Raw genomic sequence first — 18,186 nt, forward strand, 5'->3', positions numbered from 1 at the left:
CTACCCTTTACCCTCATCAAAACTCATCTCATATCATCCTCTCTATCCGAAGAAAAAGAGATGAGTTTATCTATAGAAACTATCCACATTTTCTTGGATATGAGCCGCGTTGAAGCGGCGCAAGAGCGACTATAGCAGTGCAAGGCGTTGTAGCAGCGCAAGGGGTAGCCACAGGATAAAAGTTTTTGTGGTACTCTACCCTTTATCGTCATCAAAACTCATCTCGTATCAGTCCCTCTATCCGACGGAAAAGAGATGAGTTCATCTATAGAAACTGTTCCAGATTTTGATTATGAGTCACCTCAAACCACGTAATGCTGATTACTCATCTGGATATTCAAAACGATAACCGACACCATACACCGCTTGAATCCATTCATGACGATTGCCTGTATCCGCTGCTTCTGAAATCTTACGACGCAGGTTTTTAATATGGCTGTCAATCACACGGTCTGCCACATCAAAGCTGTCTGGATTGATATGATCGAGCAACTGTGCACGTGAATAGACCTGTCCAAGATGCTCTAAAAACAGCTCCAGTAAACGGAATTCTGTTGGGGTCAAGGTTAATGCTTTTTGCTGATACCAGATGCGCTGTTGCGCTTTATCAATACGGAATAGATCATTCTGTTCAGGTTCCGCTTTACGCTCTAAACGGCGCAAAACAGCCTGAACACGGGCAACCAGTTCTTTGGGACTAAAAGGCTTACAGATATAGTCGTCTGCACCCATATTGAGACCCAAAACACGGTCAATTTCTTCAGTCCTTGCCGTCACCATAATGATCGGCAGATCAGACTGCTCACGTACTTTACGGCAGATGGTTAAACCGTCCATACGCGGCACCATCAAATCCAGAATCATCAAGCTTGGTTTACGTTGCTGGAACTGGGTATATGCATCTTGACCATCATGGAACATACTGACTTCAAAACCAGCAGCTTCTAAATAATCACGAACCAACTGTGCCAGTTCAACCTCATCTTCAACCAACATGATATGTTTCATGGTCTTCATCCTATCCATCATCCTCAACCAAAGAGGATCTAAAAGTTACGTATTTTGTTTCGGGAAAGTCAGTACACAACGTAATCCACCTAATGGTGAATGATCGAAAGTCAGTGAACCACCTAAAGCTTGTGCCAGTTTACATGATAAAGCCAAACCTAACCCTGTACCGCCGGTACTGCGTGTACGTGAATCGTCGACACGGTAGAAGCGTTCACCCAGACGGGCCAGTTGCTCATCATTCATCCCCAATGGACTGTCATCTACATACAATATCCATTGTTGCTCATCTTGTTGAGTGTGAATCTGTATTTTTCCACCTTGTTCAGTATAGCGAACACAGTTCCCCAGTAAATTGACAATAATCTGTTTAAAACGATCACGATCTAACGAGAGTAAAGCGCCCTCTCCCGACAAGGTGACATCCAGCTGATTTTGCTCAAAGGTTGATCTGAAGTTTTCGACTTCTTGCAGCACCACATCCCACGGATTGACTTCGGCAAAATAGCATTTCAACTGTTGCGCATCGGCCTGAGCCAGATCCGCCAGATCCTGAGTTAATTTCTTCAAACTGCTGACCTGACGCATCATCGCAGCAAGATGTTCAGGCGTGGCTTTACGAATCCCGTCCTGCATCGCTTCGATTTGCGCCTGCAACACTGCCAATGGCGTTTTCAGCTCATGCGAGGTATCGGATACCCATTGACGGCGTGACTCTTCATGATGGTGCAAGATGTCAGCCAGATGATTGATCTGATTGGATAAATCACCTAATTCATCATTACGTCTGATCTTCACCTGATGCTGATAGTTACCACGCGTCAATTCTAAAGTGGCTTTTAACAGGCGTTGAATCGGCTTTTTAAAATAGGTCGCCATCAGCAGTGCCGCAATCAAACTAGACAATACCGTTAATGCATAGACCAAAAGCAGATAGCGTTTTTGATTACTAAAGAAATTGATACTGGATGCATCATCCTGATCCAGCACCGGTTTTAGGCCCAGATAACCCACCACCCGTTCATCTACGATAATCGGACGGAACGAGATTTGATCGGTAGCCGGTTCACCGACAATAAACTGCTGATTTTCATCATATAAAGATAGGCGTGAACTCAGGCCTAAACGGTCAGGAATCGAGACAAAACGCTTTTTACCATGTTCGGCAGGCGCACTTAATTTATGCTCCTGTTTGTCATCTTTATCATCTTTCTTTAGACGGAACTGGCTTGGGCTGAGTGGAAAACGTAGTCCCTCAAAAGGCTGATATTCTGAAGGTAAATTTTGTTTGAGGATTTTGAGTTCTTCATCATTAAAGATCTGACGATTTCTCATCTCAACATTATTTTGCGCCAGCGTCGGAGACAGACTCAATAAAGTATGGTCATTAAAATAACGCTGCTGCAAGGCAATGTCATACTGGCGACGTAACCACCATTGAGACAGCCGGTCATAATCATCCGGTGCTGCAGTTCCCTCGATTTGAAGAATCTGCGCCTGAATGGCATTGCCCCAGTCATGATAAACCGTATAAACATTGCCTAGGTTAGCAATCAGCCGATCCAGTTTCTGCATCTCGACATCGGCCACATAGCGGGCAAAGTTCTTTTGCATGGTCCAATGTAAAACGCCCAGACTGATGGTCGCAATCAGCAAGGTAGTGAGTAATACCGTTAAAAACAGACGTAAGGCTAAAGGGACACGACGAACATTCAAACGCTTAATCTCAATAGTGTTCTATTTATGGATTGTAACCAACATGGTTCAAAAAAACTCTCCATTGTTTCTTCATCTTTATTATCTAATCTTTAAGCATCAAATCACAACTGCTGACGCTGGATAAAACAATGAACAAGACAAAAATTGTATTGATAACCACCTTACTCGGTTCTGTTTTAGGTTTGGCTGCCTGTCAGTCGACCACGCCAGCGGAACAGTCAATGGATCGTGACCACCATCGTCACAATATGCAACGTGCACCACTTACCCCTGAGCAGCGTGCTGAATGGCAAGCAAAACGTGAACAGCGTTCAGAACAACGCGAACAAATGCGTCAGCAACATCAGGCTCAACGCGCCCAGATCGAACAAGCTTGTCAAGGTAAACGTATCGGAGAACGCGTCAATGTGCAATGGAATAAACGTGTCATTCAAGGGACCTGTGAAGTTCGTTTTACCCCAGACCAATCACAATTCAAGCGTCAAGCGAATCCAACAACATAAACACCCTCTCCTCTCCGGCGCTTTCAAAGCGCCTTTTTTTATGCGTTAAATGATTGATTTTTCATTTACACAGCTGCTTACGATTTTAGCTGAACAGTTTCACTCAAATGCTGGAAAACCACCTACAATCTAAGCGCTTAAACAGGTTGAACCATAAACTTTGACTTAGCAGTCACTAAGAAATGACCTGCAAAAGCTTGTACCGAACTATAACTTGTTGCACGATTAGCGCTACAAAATGGTGCTCTTGGGCACATTTATCATTGACTAAGATTATAACTCTGGTTTAACCAGTATTGAGGAACCCGCTATGCCACAATACAAAGCACCCTTACGTGATATGCAGTTCGTATTGCACGAATTATTAAATGCTGAAGCACATTACGCAAAACTTCCTGCATTTCAAGACACAGTAAGCCGTGAATTGGTTGATCAATACTTAGAAGCAGCGGCTGATTTCTGCGAAAACGAACTTTCTCCTTTAAACCAGGTAGGCGACCGCGAAGGTTGTACTTGGAACGACGGTGTTGTTACGACTCCGACAGGCTTTAAAGAAGCGTATCAAAAATATATCGAACTTGGCTTCCCATCTCTTTCTGCTGATGAAGAGTTCGGTGGTCAGGCATTACCAAACTCTTTAGGGATCGCAATCTCTGAAATGGTGGGTACTGCAAACTGGTCATGGGGTATGTACCCTGGCCTTTCTCATGGTGCTGTACGTACTTTAGAACACCACGGTTCTGATGAGCAAAAAAATACTTACTTGCCAAACCTTGTTTCAGGTGTCTGGACCGGTACCATGTGCCTGACTGAATCTCATGCAGGTTCTGACTTAGGTATCATCCGTTCTAAAGCTGAACCAAATGCGGATGGCAGCTATGCAATCTCTGGCGAGAAAATCTTTATCTCTGCTGGTGAACACGACATGGCTGAAAACATCATCCATATCGTACTTGCACGTTTACCGGGCGCGCCAAAAGGTACCAAAGGGATTTCTCTATTCATCGTACCGAAGTTCAATGTCAATGCTGACGGTTCTATCGGCGAGCGTAATGCAGTACGTTGTGGTTCAATCGAACACAAGATGGGTATCCATGGTAACGCGACTTGTGTGATTAACTTCGACCAAGCAAAAGGTTACTTGATTGGCCCTGAAAACCGTGGCTTAAACTGCATGTTCACCTTCATGAACACTGCGCGTATCGGTACTGCAGTTCAAGGTTTATCTGCATCTGAATCTTCTTTCCAAGGCGCTTTGGCGTATGCGAAAGACCGTTTAGCGATGCGTTCGCTTTCTGGCCCTAAAGCTCCTGAAAAAGAAGCTGACCCAATTATCGTTCACCCTGCCGTTCGCAACATGCTGTTAACGCAAAAGTCATTTGCTGAAGGTGGTCGTGCACTGGTTTACTTATTGGCTCAATATGCAGACATCGTTGAAAAAGGCGAAACTGAAGAAGAGCGTAAGTTTGCTGACAATATCTTGTCTTTGTTAACGCCAATTGCAAAAGCATTCTTAACTGAAACTGGTTCTGAATCTGCGAAGCACGGTGTACAAGTCTTTGGTGGTCACGGCTTTATTTCTGAACACGGTATGGAGCAAATTGTACGTGATACACGTATCGCTTGCTTGTACGAAGGAACAACCGAGATTCAAGCGCTTGACTTGTTAGGTCGTAAAGTATTGCAAACTCAAGGTGCAATGTTGAAAGACTTCACCAAGATCATCCATAAATTTGTTGAAGCAAACAAAGACAATGCTGCGATGCAAGAGTTCATTGCACCATTGGCTGCTGCAAACAAAGAATGGGGCGATATCACCATGCAAATTGGTATGCGTGCAATGCAAAATCCGGATGAAGTGGGTGCAGCTGCGGTGGATTACCTCTACTTCTCTGGCTATGTAACGCTTGCTTACTTATGGGCACGTATGGCACTTGTTGCTCAAGAGAAATTGGCAGAAGGTACCACTGATGTTGACTTCTACAATGCAAAAGTGACCACTGCTCGCTTCTACTTCAAGAAGATCCTGCCACGTGTTCGTTCGCATGTAGACGTACTTTCAACTGGCGTTGCGCCATTGTTTGAACTTGATGCGGAACACTTCGCTTTCTAAACATAGTTTAGAATGAGATGCAACGTTCATCACGGAAAAAGGACTGGTCAGTTTTGACCGTCCTTTTTTTGTTTAATCAATGCTAAATTTATACGATTCAATTCATTTGTTCGTTTTATTTGATCATTTTGCACATGACGCTGTGCGTAGAAAGGAACGATTATGCCAATTTACAATGCTCCTCTAGCAGACATGAAATTCATCTTAAATGATGTATTTAAAGCAGAACAATTTTGGCAGGCCAATGAAAACCTGGCTCATGTAGATGCTGCAACAGCTGAAGCAATTTTAGAAGAAATGGCAAAGTTTGCCCAAAACGTGACACATCCGTTAAACCGTACGGGTGATGAAGAAGGCGCACGTTGGGAAAATGGTGAAGTTTTCACACCCGCAGGTTTTAAAGAAGCATTCCGTCAATACGCTGAAGGCGGCTGGATCGGCTTAGGTGCAGACGAAGAATGGGGCGGTCAGGCCATGCCAAAAATGCTGACGGTACTGTCTGATGAAATGCTATTCGCAACCAATCCATCATTCATGCTCTACCCGCTTCTTTCTGTGGGTGCAGGTATGGCTTTAAACAGCTATGCATCACAAGAGCAAAAAGAAACATACTTACCTAAAATCTATTCGGGTGAATGGTCAGGTACTATGTGCTTAACCGAGCCACATGCAGGTACAGATTTAGGCATTATCAAAACCAAAGCTGAACGCAATGAAGATGGTAGCTATAACATTACTGGTACGAAGATCTTCATCACCGGTGGTGATAACGATCTCGCTGAAAACATCATTCATCTAGTCCTTGCGAAAACCCCTGATGCACCTGCAGGTTCACGTGGCATTTCATTATTTATCGTACCGAAATTCTTGGTGAATGAAGATGGTTCTTTAGGCGAACGCAACCCTGTTGGTCCAGGTTCAATCGAGCACAAGATGGGGATCAAGGCATCTGCAACTTGCGTGATGAACTTTGACGGTGCCAAAGGTTATCTTGTCGGTAAAGAAAACGAAGGCCTTGCTGCGATGTTCGTGATGATGAACTACGAACGTTTATCAATGGGTATCCAAGGTCTCGGGGCTTCTGAATTTGCATATCAAAATGCAGCACAATACGCGACTGACCGTTTACAGGGTCGTAGTGCTTCTGGCGTTCAATCACCAAACAAAGCAGCAGACAGCATTTTGGTACATGGTGATGTGCGTCGTATGTTGCTCAATGTACGTGCCAATAACGAAGCATCTCGTGCATTTGCGGTGTATGTGGGTCAACAGCTCGACATCACTAAATTCTCAACTGATGCTGAAGCCGTGAAGAAAGCCAACGACCGCGTTGCACTTTTAACACCAATTGCAAAAGCTTACCTCACTGACACCGCTTTCCAGGCGACGCTCGATGCGCAAATGGTCTTCGGTGGACACGGTTATATCCGTGAATGGGGTATGGAACAATGTATCCGTGATCTTCGTATTGCTCAAATTTACGAAGGCACCAACGGCGTTCAATCTCAAGATTTAATTGGTCGTAAAACCATTAAATGTGCTGGTGCTTTCATCGCAGAATACATCACCGAGATCCGTGACTTTGCCAATGATTTAGACACGGACTTGAACTTCATTAAAGATGCAACTCTAGACGCTGCAACTGAAATTGAAGCGATCACCCAGTTCATCATTGAACAAGCAGCTGAAAATGCAGAGTTCCCGAACTCAGCTGCGGTTGATTACTTACATGCTGTTGGCTTACTCAGCTTCGCCTATATGTTCGCAAAAATTGCGGCTGCTGCAAAAGACAAGTCTGGTGATTTCTACCAAAACAAAATTGCATTGGCACAGTATTTTGTAGACCGTATCTTGCCTGAACTCGATGCGCGTTTAGCGAAAATCAAAGCAGGTTCTGACTTGATCATGAACTTCAGCGAAGATTACTTCACCAATCAAGCTTAAGTCGCATTCAATCATAAAAACTGTCTCAATCTAGGTTGAGGCAGTTTTTTTATGCCTATAATAAAATCAGCATAAAACTTGCATATCATTCCAATCATCATATTGAGCATATAAACCGCCATGTCGAATTCAAAAGATAAACTTGAAGGCTTACCTCGTCTACTTGATCGCTTTGGTCATTACGCAGTTGAAGCATTTCATTATTTAGCCCTGTTTATTATCGGCTGTATGATTGCATGGTCAGCCGTACATACCGTGATTGAGATTCTGACGGTTAAACAGTACGCTACCATTGATGATATCTTGCTGCTGTTTATCTATCTGGAACTAGGCGCCATGGTCGGGATTTATTTCAAGACCAATCATATGCCAGTGCGCTTTCTGATCTATGTCGCGATTACCGCACTGACCCGTTTGCTGATTGCTGATATTCAGCATAATCATAAAGCATCGATGGATTTGGTGATTACCACAGGTTCGATCCTGATTTTAGCGGTGGCGATTCTGGTGGTACGTTTTGCATCATGGAACTACCCTTCCGTGATTCGTGGTAAAGATCAGGAACAACCCTTGCCTTCCAACAAAACACCTCGGCCACAAGATGATGAACTGGCATAAATAGAAAAAGCAGGCGGATTGCCTGCTTTTTTAATGTAGGGGTTATGCCACCCGGAAAATACGATATTTGGAATCTACCAGTACATATTTTCCTTGTACCTGCATCCAGTTATAGCCACGTGGCGGCTGATAAAGGCGGTGGTTACGATAGTTAGATACCACATAACGATGACTACGGAATTCTGACGGTAAACGCTCACCACGTTTGAAATTGATGCGTTGACCATAATGATTGCCGCGATCACCATTTGACCAGCGTGGTTGTTCACGGTGATCATAGCGGTGGTCATAACGATCATAGCGGTCTTTATGATCATGATTCCAACGGTTTGAATCTGCCATGGCTGAAGCAGAGACACCAAGCATCAATGTTGATACAAGCAATACGACGGTCTTTTTCATTGTGTGATCCTGAGTTTTTTGATCTAAAACCAGATTAAGAAAAACTCTAGGAGAAAGCATGAATAAAACCCACGACATTGCAAAGCTTTGTAATGAATAGCGAGAAATTATGGAGAATCCACTCCATCCAAAATTTAAAAGCAGATGTCAGATCAGCGAATCATCTCAATGGTAAAGTTGTCATCCGTCACTAAAAGATAACGCCCATCGATCACCACCCAATGTCGACCACGTGGCGGTTCACGCAAAGAATAAGAATCCCAATCCCGCAGCATGTAACGCTCGCTACGGAACTCACCCGGTAGCTCATTTCCCACCACAAAAGACTCGCGGCGATAGCTACGCTCATATTGAGTGTCCGGATAATATTCGACACGAACACCCGGTCGATGATTCCGGTGAGGATAATCATTATTTTGATAGGGCTGATAATAATAGCCTTTCGGTGGCGCAGTCGGTGTCGCGCGCTGATTCGAGAACGCAAACGGGTCTTGTGCAGGCGGTTGATAGGCCGGCCTCTGCTGGTGATAGGAACGGCGCTCTACCCCGCTATAACCACCCCAAGCATTATCCGCATGGCTCGTCATAGGGAGATAGCTCAATATAGCTGCCAAGCCATAAATATAAGGTTGAAATTGCTTCATCGTGATCTCCCTAAAAGCAGAGTGTCTTTCTATTTTAGAATAAAAAACCAGCGCCACTGTTGTCATCATATTTTTTCAGATTAACTGTCCAATTTCATGGATAAAACGCAGCAAGCTGTAGCTTCGCGTAGATATGTTAGAATCAGTTTTTTGGTTTTGAGGCAACATCTGTGGCTGAAATGAATTTTGATCGTCTCTATCAATTTTTCTGTAAAGTGCCTAGCGTACAAGAATCCCGTATTGTGGCGCATGGCGCAGATGGTCAGCATGCCTGGTGGTTTAAATTCAATATTGATGTTGAACATGCCTTGGCATGGCAAACCGTGCAAGAACTTGGGCATGTCCTCAATTATTTATCCACCAATGAACGTTTACCGACCCAGTTTTTCCCTGTATCACCACCACCCTATATGAATGGTGAAGCCAAAGATTTTCTAGGCTGGGTGATCCAATGTAATCATCCGGAATTTAGTCCGGATGTGGTTTGTGACTGGCTAGAGGCGCGCTTACCGAACCCGGTCGATGATGAAAGCCAGTGGAAAATCAAAACCGATTTAAGTGAACTGGAGCAAATGGCCGATAAAGATCTGGATCAGTTGATTCCACCGAGTCCTTAATTTTTTATTGAGGATATATCACTTTCAACACGCTGAATGCCAACTAATCTTCTGAATTTAGCGTGTTGAACACTCATCCTGAATCAGGATAGGTCGTAATCTAAATATTCTTGCGGTGATTCAGAATAAGGTAAAATCAGATAATCATGTTTTAAAATGAGCGCTTTCAGTTGTTGCTGATGGGAGGTGTCTAAAGGATAAATCAACGCCAAATCCTGAATTAAATCTTCAATCTTTTCGGCTTTAAAATCTGCTGTTTTAATCCATCCTAATAACGCTGCTCCGAGGCCGATAAATTCAAAACCATAGGGCTGCATTTTCTGAATCAGCGCATAATTCTCAAAAGGATCAAAATCACAAGAAAAATAGCCATTCGGTAGCATCGCCAATTTCAATGCTTCTGTTTCAACAGCCGCCACTTTAACCATGATTTCAGTATGAGTAGAAATCAATAGATCTTGATTGAAATAAAGCAGTGCTTCTAAGTCATTTTCATCGTAATGCTGCATTTTTTCAGCCAGGCTTTCAAAACGCTGCTGCTGTGCGGGATCATTCAACTGCTGAAGATAATGCTGCAATTGTTTTGGAACACATACATTTTGATACGTTTGCTCCCATCGTGGATCATCGACTTCAATTCCCTTGAGGTCGTCACTAAAATCAACATACAGACGCTCATCCTCGACCGCATGCATCGAGGTGTATTCTGCCTGTGCTCGATCATCCAGAACCAGAAACACTTTTTTAGGATAGACTTCCTGTTTAAGGGAGCGATAGCATTCTAACAGTTCTGCCCAACTTTGAATTTCAACAATATCGGCATAATGATTGAATTGATGCACATCTAAATCAATCGGCTCATCCTGTCTGATATTCAGTTTAATCTTCGCCATTGTGTAGAACTCTATGTATGCTGAATTAAAAAGTGGATAAGCCTGACCATTCCATAAAACGATAGATCCAGTATTTCACTTTGGATTCATCGGCATATTTTGCATAATCCACTGTAATTTGACGTGCATTGGCATTTGTCCATGCGGCATCAAAGTATTGTCCTGCATCTTTAAATACAGGCGCTTGTGCCGAACCGATCACACGCATATCAGTTTCAAGATTATAGTTTTTCAGGTTGCGTGCGGTCAGATTAGCAGAACCGAGAATGATTTCCGCTTGCTGGGTATTGTATTTCAGCAACATCTTACTATGGCACTGTTCACCACGCGTATCGCACCAGCGAATTGGAATACCTGCAGCATGAAGTTCTGATGCGACTTGGCGATTCGGCATGCCATTCTTTTGACGGCCAAATGCATCCTTATTCGGGTCGATCATGATCCGGATGTTGACACCACGTTGTTGCGCTTGCTTCAGTGCTTCAATAATATTGCGTTCCGACAAATAGAACATGGCCATGTCCAGATGCTCTTGGCTCTTGGCGGTCTGAATCATTTTCAAGATGCCATCATAAATGGCTTTTTCAGTCAGCACTTGCACCTGCGGCAAGGTTTTGTCTTCGCTCACCCCACCCATAATCACAAAGGGACTGGAACCCTTTGACATGTTGGCAACGGCTTTTTTAGTTTGTAAAACATCAATCGCGGTTGGCCCATCTACCACCAGTGCAACATTGCTATGATGCGAACTGCCATCGTGTGGATTGGCTGAGGTCACCAGACTTTTCCAGCCATCCACCGTATCAACCACCAAGGTTTTACGATGATTGGCCTTGAAGTTAAATAAATCCAGATAACTGCGCAAAGTAATCTTATCTTTACCAAACGGGCTGCTTAACCAGCCACCTTCAGGATTATTGCCCAGGTTTTGACAGCAGATATACCAGAACCCTGACCAGAGCGGATTAGACGCACGCAATGGTTTTAAATCGGTTTCGATCACATCCACACCCGCTTGACGCAATTGTAGATAATGTTTTGGTGTCATGCCGCCATACACCGAATTAATCGGATCGGTAATCACCACAACTTCTACATTTGGATGCAAGCGACGCTTCACGATCAGCGCATCAGTCAATTCTTGCATCAAAGGCAACTGTTTCACCTTAGAAGCGCCGACTTCTTGGTTAAACAGGAACATATCCAGCACAATGGTGGTCTGTGCCTGATCAATTAAATGAAAGACTTCCTTGAAAATATGCTGATCCACCTGTTGCTGGCCTTGGGAATCGATATAGGTCTGATCGGCTAAAAATTTCACATTGGCATGACGCAACTGCCCAGTAAAATCCAGCCCTTTCGGGAGTGGTTTTACTGTGTGGTAGACTGCCGAAGCAATGTACCCAATCGCAAAAATACTCAATATGACCGCCATGTAACGTCGACCTGACCAGTTTAATTTTCGATGGATTCGTTGGAAGATACGCATATAAACAAAAAAAGCCCTAGCCTAATGGTCTAAGGCTAGAGCTTATACTTTGATTTTTCAATAAGATTTAAGTGAAAAATTAGAAGTTAAAATTCACCCCAACGGTAAAGTTACGGCCCACTTGTGGAATCGTGGATAAGAACGATGCATGTTGATAAACCTGATCATCCAGCAAGTTATTGGCATTGAAATACACACGATAATCGCCGACATTGCTGTATTTACCTGAATATGCCACTCCCAGATTCAACATGTTATAGCCTTGGGTATCGGTTTCATACGCTGCAATCTTGTCTTGCTGGAACACATGGTAGTATTCAGCTGAACCGCTAAAGCCATCACCAAAGTCTGCATTCACTTTGGTACCTAGACGACCTGCCGGCACACGCGGTGCATTTTCATTGTCGATCTTGCCACGAACATAATCACCAAACACGCCCACTTTATACATGTCCGAGATCTGGTAACCCGCTTCCGCCTCTGCACCATAGAAACGTGCCTGATCCTGGGTATATTTCACTAAACGAAAATCTTTATAACGGTCTAGCGTTTGCGCATAGATATAGTCATCAAACCAGTTGTGATAGACATGCACATGGTAGTCAAACTTGTCATTGTCATAATGCAAACCGAGTTCGACATTATTTGACTTCTCTTTACTTAAACCATCATTGCCCAGTTCATAGGTATTGGTGGCAAAATGTCCGCCATTGGCATATAACTCTTGCGCCAGTGGTAAGCGCTCCTGATGTGACGCAACCAGAGAAAGTTTATAGTCTGGTGCAAACTCCCAGTTGGCAGCACCAGAAACAGAAAAGGCTGAACCGTCAAAATCTTTTTTGCTTGAATCATCAATATCAATTTTCTGTTTTTCTGCACGAGCTGCCAGTTCAACATGAACATCATTAAATTGTGCATGCTCTAAGCCAAAGATACTCCACTTCTTGGTGGTATTCGGCGCCAAGAAAGCTTCTTCACCAGTAAGTTTCAGTTTTTGCTGACCATATTGCGTACCAATTACCCCTTCCCATGGGCCAATCGGATTGTGTACCAACTCTAAACGTCCATCATAGCCCTTGTTTTTAAAGCGAGTGGCGATGGTGTCTTCTTCAATTTCATCATGTTGATAATCGGTATAGCTGGCTTGCGCACGTAACTTTTTAAAACCAGCAAATGGATCATTCAATTCTGTGCGCACATCATAACGCTCAGATTTCAGGTCAATCCATGGTCCTGCCTCATGTGCGTGATCATGGTCGTGATCGCCATGTCCATGATCGTGATCGTCCTCGCCCTCTTCATGATCATGGTCACCACAGTGCAGATGCGGACGGCCACTCAGATGGGCTTTACAGCTTTCATATTCATGGCTATGCCCCGGCAAGCCATACTGATCCTGACGGTTGCTATAAGAAATTCCGGTAAAGCCGCGATCATAAATCCAGGATAAACCAACATTGACGGTTTCGCCTTTGGCAAAGGTATTGCCGACACGGCGCTCTTTCTCACCTTCATGGCGATAGTCAGGTGCGATATAGTCATTGGCTTCGCGTTTCAGCCCCTCGACCCGTAACGCCACCTGATCACCCAGACCAACCGTGACACCTGCAGTTGCCAGCTTTTCATCACTACCTGTGTTGTAACGTAAGCCAACGCTACCTTCGTAACCTTTTTCAGGCATTGCTGTTGGAATCTTGCTGTCATTGACATTGACCAGCCCGCCAACGGTTCCCGCGCCAAATAATAAGGTAGATGGGCCACGAATCACTTCAACCTGCTTAGCCAGTGCCGGATCTACCGTGACTGCATGATCAGGGGACAAGGTAGAAACATCAATGTTTTCTGATGAATTTTGCAGCACCTTAACGCGTGGGCCATCTTGTCCACGAATCACAGGACGGCTAGAACCTGCGCCAAACTGATTTGAATAAATGCCAGGCTCACTGCTCAGCGCTTCACCAATGGTCACAGCCCCCTGTTGTAAACGTTTTTCATCTACAACGGTATCTGTAACTGCAAAATCTTTTGAGGTTTGCTCAAGCGGATGTGCCTTAATACGTATGGTATCTAAGGTGGTCACCGGTTCATTTTCTGCTGCAAAGGCAGATACAGAAACAGCAGCTAAAATGGATAAGGTCAAAATATTGTGCGGAAATGACATACCGTGTCTCGAATCAGTTGATCGTTATTTTTTGTTATATTATAACATTTCATTTATTTTGCAATAAAAAACAGTCTGACCAAGCACATTTGTTAAACTGCTTGTCCATGTTTGCAATCAATGGTTATTCCCCAACGATATGCCTTTTACTCTGTCACACGCTGTACTTGCTCCACCTTTATCCAAATTGAGTCAGGGACATTTACCTGTCGCAGCCTTGGCGATTGGTTGTATGACACCTGATCTTTATCGATTATTTACACAAGAAAATACCCCTTTAACCCATCAATGGGCAGGTATCTTATTTCCGAACCTGCCATTGGGCCTATGCTTTTGTTTAGTGTGGTATATCCTCTATCGGCCTGTGACTTATCGTTGTCTTGAGATTCAAGATCCTCTAGGGATCAAGTCACTGGATGATTTTATTTCTTTTAGCTTTCTAAATTGCATTGCACTTATCATTGGAATCAGCACACATTTGATTTGGGATGGGCTCACCCATCTTGATTTTCGAACGTTTGCTTTTAAAGAAACGCTGGCTCAGAACATTTCATTGTGGGGTTTTAGTTATCCCTTACATTTTGTCTTGCAGATTGGTTCTTCAATTCTTGCGCTGCCCTTTTTAATAAAAATGTGCTGGCGCTATTATAAAACGCATCAACATCATCATCCGGTTCCGTCCAGACTCAAAGGATTGGCGCTGATCGGTATTGTCCTTTCCATCTTCTATGGACTGTTGTCAGTATTGGACTATAGCCGTCATATTCGTGCTGATCTTTGGAAAAATGAACCTTATTTTTTTATTGGCAAATCGATGAATGAATTTACCCAAGCAGGCTTAACCGTCTTCACCATGACCTGTCTATTATTCTTGTTTTTGGATCGAACTGCCCGTAGCAAATCATTTTAACAAAAAGCGTCTGTTTAAAATTCGCTTGAAAACATTAAGACTTGAGACTATACGTTCAACAAGGCATAATCTCCCCTTCATTGGTGCTGCGCTGTTTACGCATTCACCTTCTACAGCCAATATAGTTTGGATAAATAATTCAATATGATGCGCACTCATTACTGTGGCTCTTTAACTGAAGCCCAAATCGATCAAACAGTGACTTTATGCGGATGGGTTCATCGTCGCCGTGACCATGGCGGTGTGATTTTCCTTGATATGCGTGACCGTGATGGTCTTGTACAGGTGGTGATCGATCCAGATACCCCTGAAGCATTCGCAACAGCAGATAAAGCACGTTCAGAATTTGTTTTAAAAATTACAGGTCGTGTTCGTCGTCGCTATGAAGGTACTGAAAATGCCAACATGGTGAGTGGCCAGATTGAAGTTTTAGGTAAAGAGATCGAAGTTCTTGCAGCTTCTGATACTCCGCCATTCCCGTTGAATGACGAAAATACCAATATTTCAGAAGAAATTCGTTTGAAATACCGTTTCTTGGACATCCGTCGTCCAGAAATGTTAGAGCGCTTACGTTTCCGTTCTAAAGTGACCAACCTGATCCGTAACTATTTTGAAGATCATGGTTTCCTTGACGTTGAAACACCAATCTTGACTCGCGCAACGCCAGAAGGTGCACGTGACTATTTAGTACCAAGCCGTGTTTCAAATGGTAGCTTCTATGCGCTTCCACAATCACCACAGTTGTTCAAACAGTTGTTGATGGTGGGCGGTATCGATCGTTATTACCAAATTGCGAAATGTTTCCGCGACGAAGATTTACGTGCGGATCGTCAGCCTGAATTTACCCAAATCGACGTTGAAACATCGTTCATGAGTGACGATGACATCATGGATTTAATGGAAGGCTTAACCGTTAAAATGTTCAACGAATTATTGAATGTAAAATTCGATAAGTTTGAACGTATGACTTACGCTGACGCAATGCGTGACTATGCATCTGACAAACCGGATATGCGTATTCCATTGAAACTTGTTGACGTTGCAGACTTAATGCAAGACGTTGAGTTCAAAGTATTCGCTGGTCCTGCAAAAGACCCTAAAGGCCGTATCGTTGCTTTACGTGTTCCTGGTGCTGGTTCATTACCGCGTAGTGCGATTGATGAATACACCAAATTCGTAGGCATCTACGGTGCGAAAGGCTTGGCTTACATCAAAGTCAACGAGCTTGAAAAAGGTATCGAAGGTCTTCAATCTCCAATCGTTAAATTCATCGAGCCAATCGTACTTGATCTATTAAAACGTGTTGGTGCCGAGAATGGCGACATCGTGTTCTTTGGTGCAGATAAAGCCAAAGTTGTAAACGATGCGATGGGCGCACTTCGTGTGAAAATCGGTCATGATCTTAACCTTGCAACGTGTGAGTGGGCGCCACTTTGGGTTGTTGATTTCCCAATGTTTGAAGAAACGGATGATGGCAAATGGACCTCTGTTCACCACCCATTTACCCTGCCAAAATCAAGCGTTGAAGAAGTGAAGAACAATCCAGGTGAAGCACTTTCTGTTGCCTACGATATGGTACTGAACGGTACTGAAATCGGTGGCGGTTCACTTCGTATCTATACCTTAGAGATGCAAAAGGCAATATTTGAAGCTTTAGGCATTGGCGAAGAAGAAGCAGAAGAGAAATTCAGCTTCTTACTGAATGCATTACGTTATGGTGCGCCTCCGCACGGTGGTTTGGCATTCGGTCTTGACCGCTTGATTATGCTAATGACAGGTGCATCTTCGATTCGTGATGTAATTGCATTCCCGAAAACCAAGACCGCTGAATGTCCGTTGACTCAAGCGCCAGCACCAGTTGAAGCAAATCAATTGCGTGACTTGGGTATTCGTTTACGCGAAAAGCCAAAAGCTGAAGAAAAATAAACCTTGAGTTTATGCTTCAACAAAAACCCTGCGCGCTGCAGGGTTTTTTTATAATACCGAGTTTTGCTTTGAGATCATGTCCGCTAATGGCATAATAGACTGCTTTTTATTGAGAGGTCAGTCTTATGGCAATGCGTCCTGATGTACGTCGACATACAATTATCATTATTGTGTTTTCACTTGCTCAATGGTTCTTTATGCGTTACATCCTGGCAAATGAACTTTTCAATATGGATACCAACCAACGTATTTTATACTTCTGCGTAAGTAGTCTGGTGGGCGCCTTACTGATTTTTGTAGCACTGATTTATATGGTGCTTAAAGGCAATGCCGATAAATAAGACCTACTAGCATGTCGTTTTACCCTACTCTGCTCCGTATTCTCCCCCTCCCATTTTTGCGTAGTATCGCAAAAGTGGCGGCTTACTTTATCAATCAAAATCCGAATAAAAGTATGCTGTGGAAAACCAGGGTCAATCTTGGGCTGGCTTATCCTGAACTCAGCCAAGCCCAGAAAGAACAGCTTGCGCGTAAAAGCGTGACCAAGCAATGTCTCAGTTATATCGAATCTGGAAAATGCTGGGCCATGCCACCCGAGTGGAGCATTCAACAGATTCATACCGTGCATCATCTTGAAGTCCTGACCGATGCGCTGAGCGATCCTCGTGGCGCACTGATCATTACCCCACATCTGGGAACATGGGAAATGATGAATGCCTGGGTACATCAATATGGCATCCCGACCATCATGTATAAACCGATGAAAGATTCGGGATTCAATGCTTTTGCCTTACATGCACGTCAACGCCTCAACGCAACTTTAGTGCCGACAGATGCTTCGGGTGTTAAAGCTCTATTTAAGAATCTAAAACAAGGTGGTTTCAGTGTGATTCTGCCTGACCATGTTCCCGATCCGTCTGGCGGTGTCGTGGTTCCTTTTTTCGGAATTCCCTGCCTGACCAGTACACTGGCCAGTAAAATGGCACAGAAAACCCAATGTCGTCTGGTAGGATTAAGCTGTTTCCGCCGTGACGATGGTGAAGGATTTGATGTGTATTGCGATGATCTGAATAATCCAGCACTATATGATCGAGATATCGAAGTTGCGACCACTGCACTCAATCAGGCAGTTGAACAGATGATCAACCGCTTTCCTGCTGAATATATGTGGGGCTATAAACGGTTTAGAGGCGGTGATAAGACTGTCTATAAATAATTTACAGACAGCTTATATAAATA

Annotated in this window: 16 protein-coding genes; 9 read left to right on the forward strand and 7 right to left on the reverse strand. The window is 43.7% G+C overall.

Going from position 1 to position 18,186, the window contains the following annotated elements; genetic code table 11:
• Window positions 1-321: 321 nt before the first annotated feature.
• Together J699_RS05765 and baeS are read right to left on the reverse strand one after the other, a co-directional pair.
• Window positions 322-1,008: a response regulator gene (locus J699_RS05765; RefSeq protein ID WP_004652437.1), complete on the reverse strand. Its 687-nt coding sequence runs from the start codon at window positions 1,006-1,008 to the stop codon at window positions 322-324.
• Window positions 1,009-1,053: 45 nt separating this feature from the next.
• The gene (baeS, locus tag J699_RS05760; protein WP_032870083.1) at window positions 1,054-2,724 is read right to left on the reverse strand and encodes a sensor histidine kinase efflux regulator BaeS; all 1,671 of its coding nucleotides are present in this window, start codon (window positions 2,722-2,724) and stop codon (window positions 1,054-1,056) included.
• A gap of 131 nt (window positions 2,725-2,855) precedes the next feature.
• On the opposite strand from baeS, the gene J699_RS05755 reads away from it, so the two are divergent.
• The 4 genes from J699_RS05755 (at window position 2,856) to J699_RS05740 (ending at window position 7,905) form a co-directional block, all read left to right on the forward strand.
• Window positions 2,856-3,230, forward strand: a complete 375-nt coding sequence (locus J699_RS05755; protein WP_032870085.1) for a periplasmic heavy metal sensor — start codon at window positions 2,856-2,858, stop codon at window positions 3,228-3,230.
• Between the two features lie 310 nt (window positions 3,231-3,540).
• Window positions 3,541-5,343: an acyl-CoA dehydrogenase C-terminal domain-containing protein gene (locus J699_RS05750; protein WP_009512093.1), complete on the forward strand. Its 1,803-nt coding sequence runs from the start codon at window positions 3,541-3,543 to the stop codon at window positions 5,341-5,343.
• Between the two features lie 162 nt (window positions 5,344-5,505).
• Complete coding sequence (locus J699_RS05745) at window positions 5,506-7,287, forward strand: acyl-CoA dehydrogenase C-terminal domain-containing protein (protein ID WP_032870087.1); 1,782 nt, start codon at window positions 5,506-5,508, stop codon at window positions 7,285-7,287.
• Between the two features lie 120 nt (window positions 7,288-7,407).
• Window positions 7,408-7,905: a phosphate-starvation-inducible protein PsiE gene (locus J699_RS05740; RefSeq protein WP_005226874.1), complete on the forward strand. Its 498-nt coding sequence runs from the start codon at window positions 7,408-7,410 to the stop codon at window positions 7,903-7,905.
• A gap of 42 nt (window positions 7,906-7,947) precedes the next feature.
• On the opposite strand, the gene J699_RS05735 is transcribed toward J699_RS05740, so the two are convergent.
• Together J699_RS05735 and J699_RS05730 are read right to left on the reverse strand one after the other, a co-directional pair.
• Complete coding sequence (locus tag J699_RS05735) at window positions 7,948-8,307, reverse strand: RcnB family protein (RefSeq protein ID WP_005226872.1); 360 nt, start codon at window positions 8,305-8,307, stop codon at window positions 7,948-7,950.
• Window positions 8,308-8,459: 152 nt separating this feature from the next.
• Window positions 8,460-8,951 carry an RcnB family protein gene (locus tag J699_RS05730; RefSeq protein ID WP_032870089.1) on the reverse strand — a complete coding sequence of 164 codons (492 nt, stop codon included), beginning with the start codon at window positions 8,949-8,951 and terminating at the stop codon, window positions 8,460-8,462.
• A gap of 179 nt (window positions 8,952-9,130) precedes the next feature.
• On the opposite strand from J699_RS05730, the gene J699_RS05725 reads away from it, so the two are divergent.
• Window positions 9,131-9,568 carry a hypothetical protein gene (locus J699_RS05725; protein ID WP_032870209.1) on the forward strand — a complete coding sequence of 146 codons (438 nt, stop codon included), beginning with the start codon at window positions 9,131-9,133 and terminating at the stop codon, window positions 9,566-9,568.
• A gap of 83 nt (window positions 9,569-9,651) precedes the next feature.
• On the opposite strand, the gene J699_RS05720 is transcribed toward J699_RS05725, so the two are convergent.
• The 3 genes from J699_RS05720 to znuD form a co-directional block, all read right to left on the reverse strand.
• Entirely contained in the window at window positions 9,652-10,461 is an 810-nt protein-coding gene (locus J699_RS05720) for a hypothetical protein (protein ID WP_032870091.1), read from the reverse strand.
• 25 nt (window positions 10,462-10,486) lie between these two features.
• On the reverse strand, window positions 10,487-11,950 hold the full coding sequence (locus J699_RS05715) for a phospholipase D family protein (protein WP_171076941.1): 1,464 nt from the start codon (window positions 11,948-11,950) through the stop codon (window positions 10,487-10,489).
• Window positions 11,951-12,029: 79 nt separating this feature from the next.
• Window positions 12,030-14,111, reverse strand: coding sequence for a zinc piracy TonB-dependent receptor ZnuD (znuD, locus tag J699_RS05710; RefSeq protein ID WP_032870097.1), 2,082 nt, complete (start codon window positions 14,109-14,111; stop codon window positions 12,030-12,032).
• A 139-nt stretch (window positions 14,112-14,250) separates the two neighbouring features.
• Between znuD and J699_RS05705 the strand changes: the two genes are divergently transcribed.
• The 4 genes from J699_RS05705 (at window position 14,251) to J699_RS05690 (ending at window position 18,163) form a co-directional block, all read left to right on the forward strand.
• Window positions 14,251-15,021, forward strand: a complete 771-nt coding sequence (locus tag J699_RS05705; protein ID WP_032870099.1) for a DUF4184 family protein — start codon at window positions 14,251-14,253, stop codon at window positions 15,019-15,021.
• A 144-nt stretch (window positions 15,022-15,165) separates the two neighbouring features.
• A complete protein-coding gene (gene aspS / locus J699_RS05700; protein ID WP_005226864.1) occupies window positions 15,166-16,947 on the forward strand; it encodes an aspartate--tRNA ligase in 1,782 nt (593 codons plus the stop codon).
• Window positions 16,948-17,072: 125 nt separating this feature from the next.
• A complete protein-coding gene (locus J699_RS05695) occupies window positions 17,073-17,288 on the forward strand; it encodes a hypothetical protein (RefSeq protein ID WP_005226863.1) in 216 nt (71 codons plus the stop codon).
• 11 nt (window positions 17,289-17,299) lie between these two features.
• Window positions 17,300-18,163 (forward strand): lysophospholipid acyltransferase family protein, encoded by an 864-nt coding sequence (locus tag J699_RS05690; RefSeq protein ID WP_032870102.1) that lies wholly within the window; start codon window positions 17,300-17,302, stop codon window positions 18,161-18,163.
• The last annotated feature ends 23 nt before the right edge of the window (window positions 18,164-18,186 follow it).

This window comes from Acinetobacter sp. 1000160 (assembly GCF_000588715.1).
In the GTDB taxonomy this organism is placed as follows: Bacteria; Pseudomonadota; Gammaproteobacteria; order Pseudomonadales; family Moraxellaceae; genus Acinetobacter; species Acinetobacter courvalinii.

Coding starts and splice junctions, on each gene's coding strand:
- J699_RS05735 (WP_005226872.1), bottom strand. CDS start 8,307: ATGAAAAAGACCGTCGTATTGCTTGTATCAACATTGATGCTTGGTGTC.
- J699_RS05765 (WP_004652437.1), bottom strand. CDS start 1,008: ATGAAACATATCATGTTGGTTGAAGATGAGGTTGAACTGGCACAGTTG.
- J699_RS05725 (WP_032870209.1), top strand. CDS start 9,131: ATGAATTTTGATCGTCTCTATCAATTTTTCTGTAAAGTGCCTAGCGTA.
- J699_RS05755 (WP_032870085.1), top strand. CDS start 2,856: ATGAACAAGACAAAAATTGTATTGATAACCACCTTACTCGGTTCTGTT.
- J699_RS05720 (WP_032870091.1), bottom strand. CDS start 10,461: ATGGCGAAGATTAAACTGAATATCAGACAGGATGAGCCGATTGATTTA.
- J699_RS05690 (WP_032870102.1), top strand. CDS start 17,300: ATGTCGTTTTACCCTACTCTGCTCCGTATTCTCCCCCTCCCATTTTTG.
- J699_RS05695 (WP_005226863.1), top strand. CDS start 17,073: ATGGCAATGCGTCCTGATGTACGTCGACATACAATTATCATTATTGTG.
- aspS (WP_005226864.1), top strand. CDS start 15,166: ATGATGCGCACTCATTACTGTGGCTCTTTAACTGAAGCCCAAATCGAT.
- znuD (WP_032870097.1), bottom strand. CDS start 14,111: ATGTCATTTCCGCACAATATTTTGACCTTATCCATTTTAGCTGCTGTT.
- J699_RS05740 (WP_005226874.1), top strand. CDS start 7,408: ATGTCGAATTCAAAAGATAAACTTGAAGGCTTACCTCGTCTACTTGAT.
- J699_RS05745 (WP_032870087.1), top strand. CDS start 5,506: ATGCCAATTTACAATGCTCCTCTAGCAGACATGAAATTCATCTTAAAT.
- J699_RS05750 (WP_009512093.1), top strand. CDS start 3,541: ATGCCACAATACAAAGCACCCTTACGTGATATGCAGTTCGTATTGCAC.
- J699_RS05730 (WP_032870089.1), bottom strand. CDS start 8,951: ATGAAGCAATTTCAACCTTATATTTATGGCTTGGCAGCTATATTGAGC.
- J699_RS05705 (WP_032870099.1), top strand. CDS start 14,251: ATGCCTTTTACTCTGTCACACGCTGTACTTGCTCCACCTTTATCCAAA.
- J699_RS05715 (WP_171076941.1), bottom strand. CDS start 11,950: ATGCGTATCTTCCAACGAATCCATCGAAAATTAAACTGGTCAGGTCGA.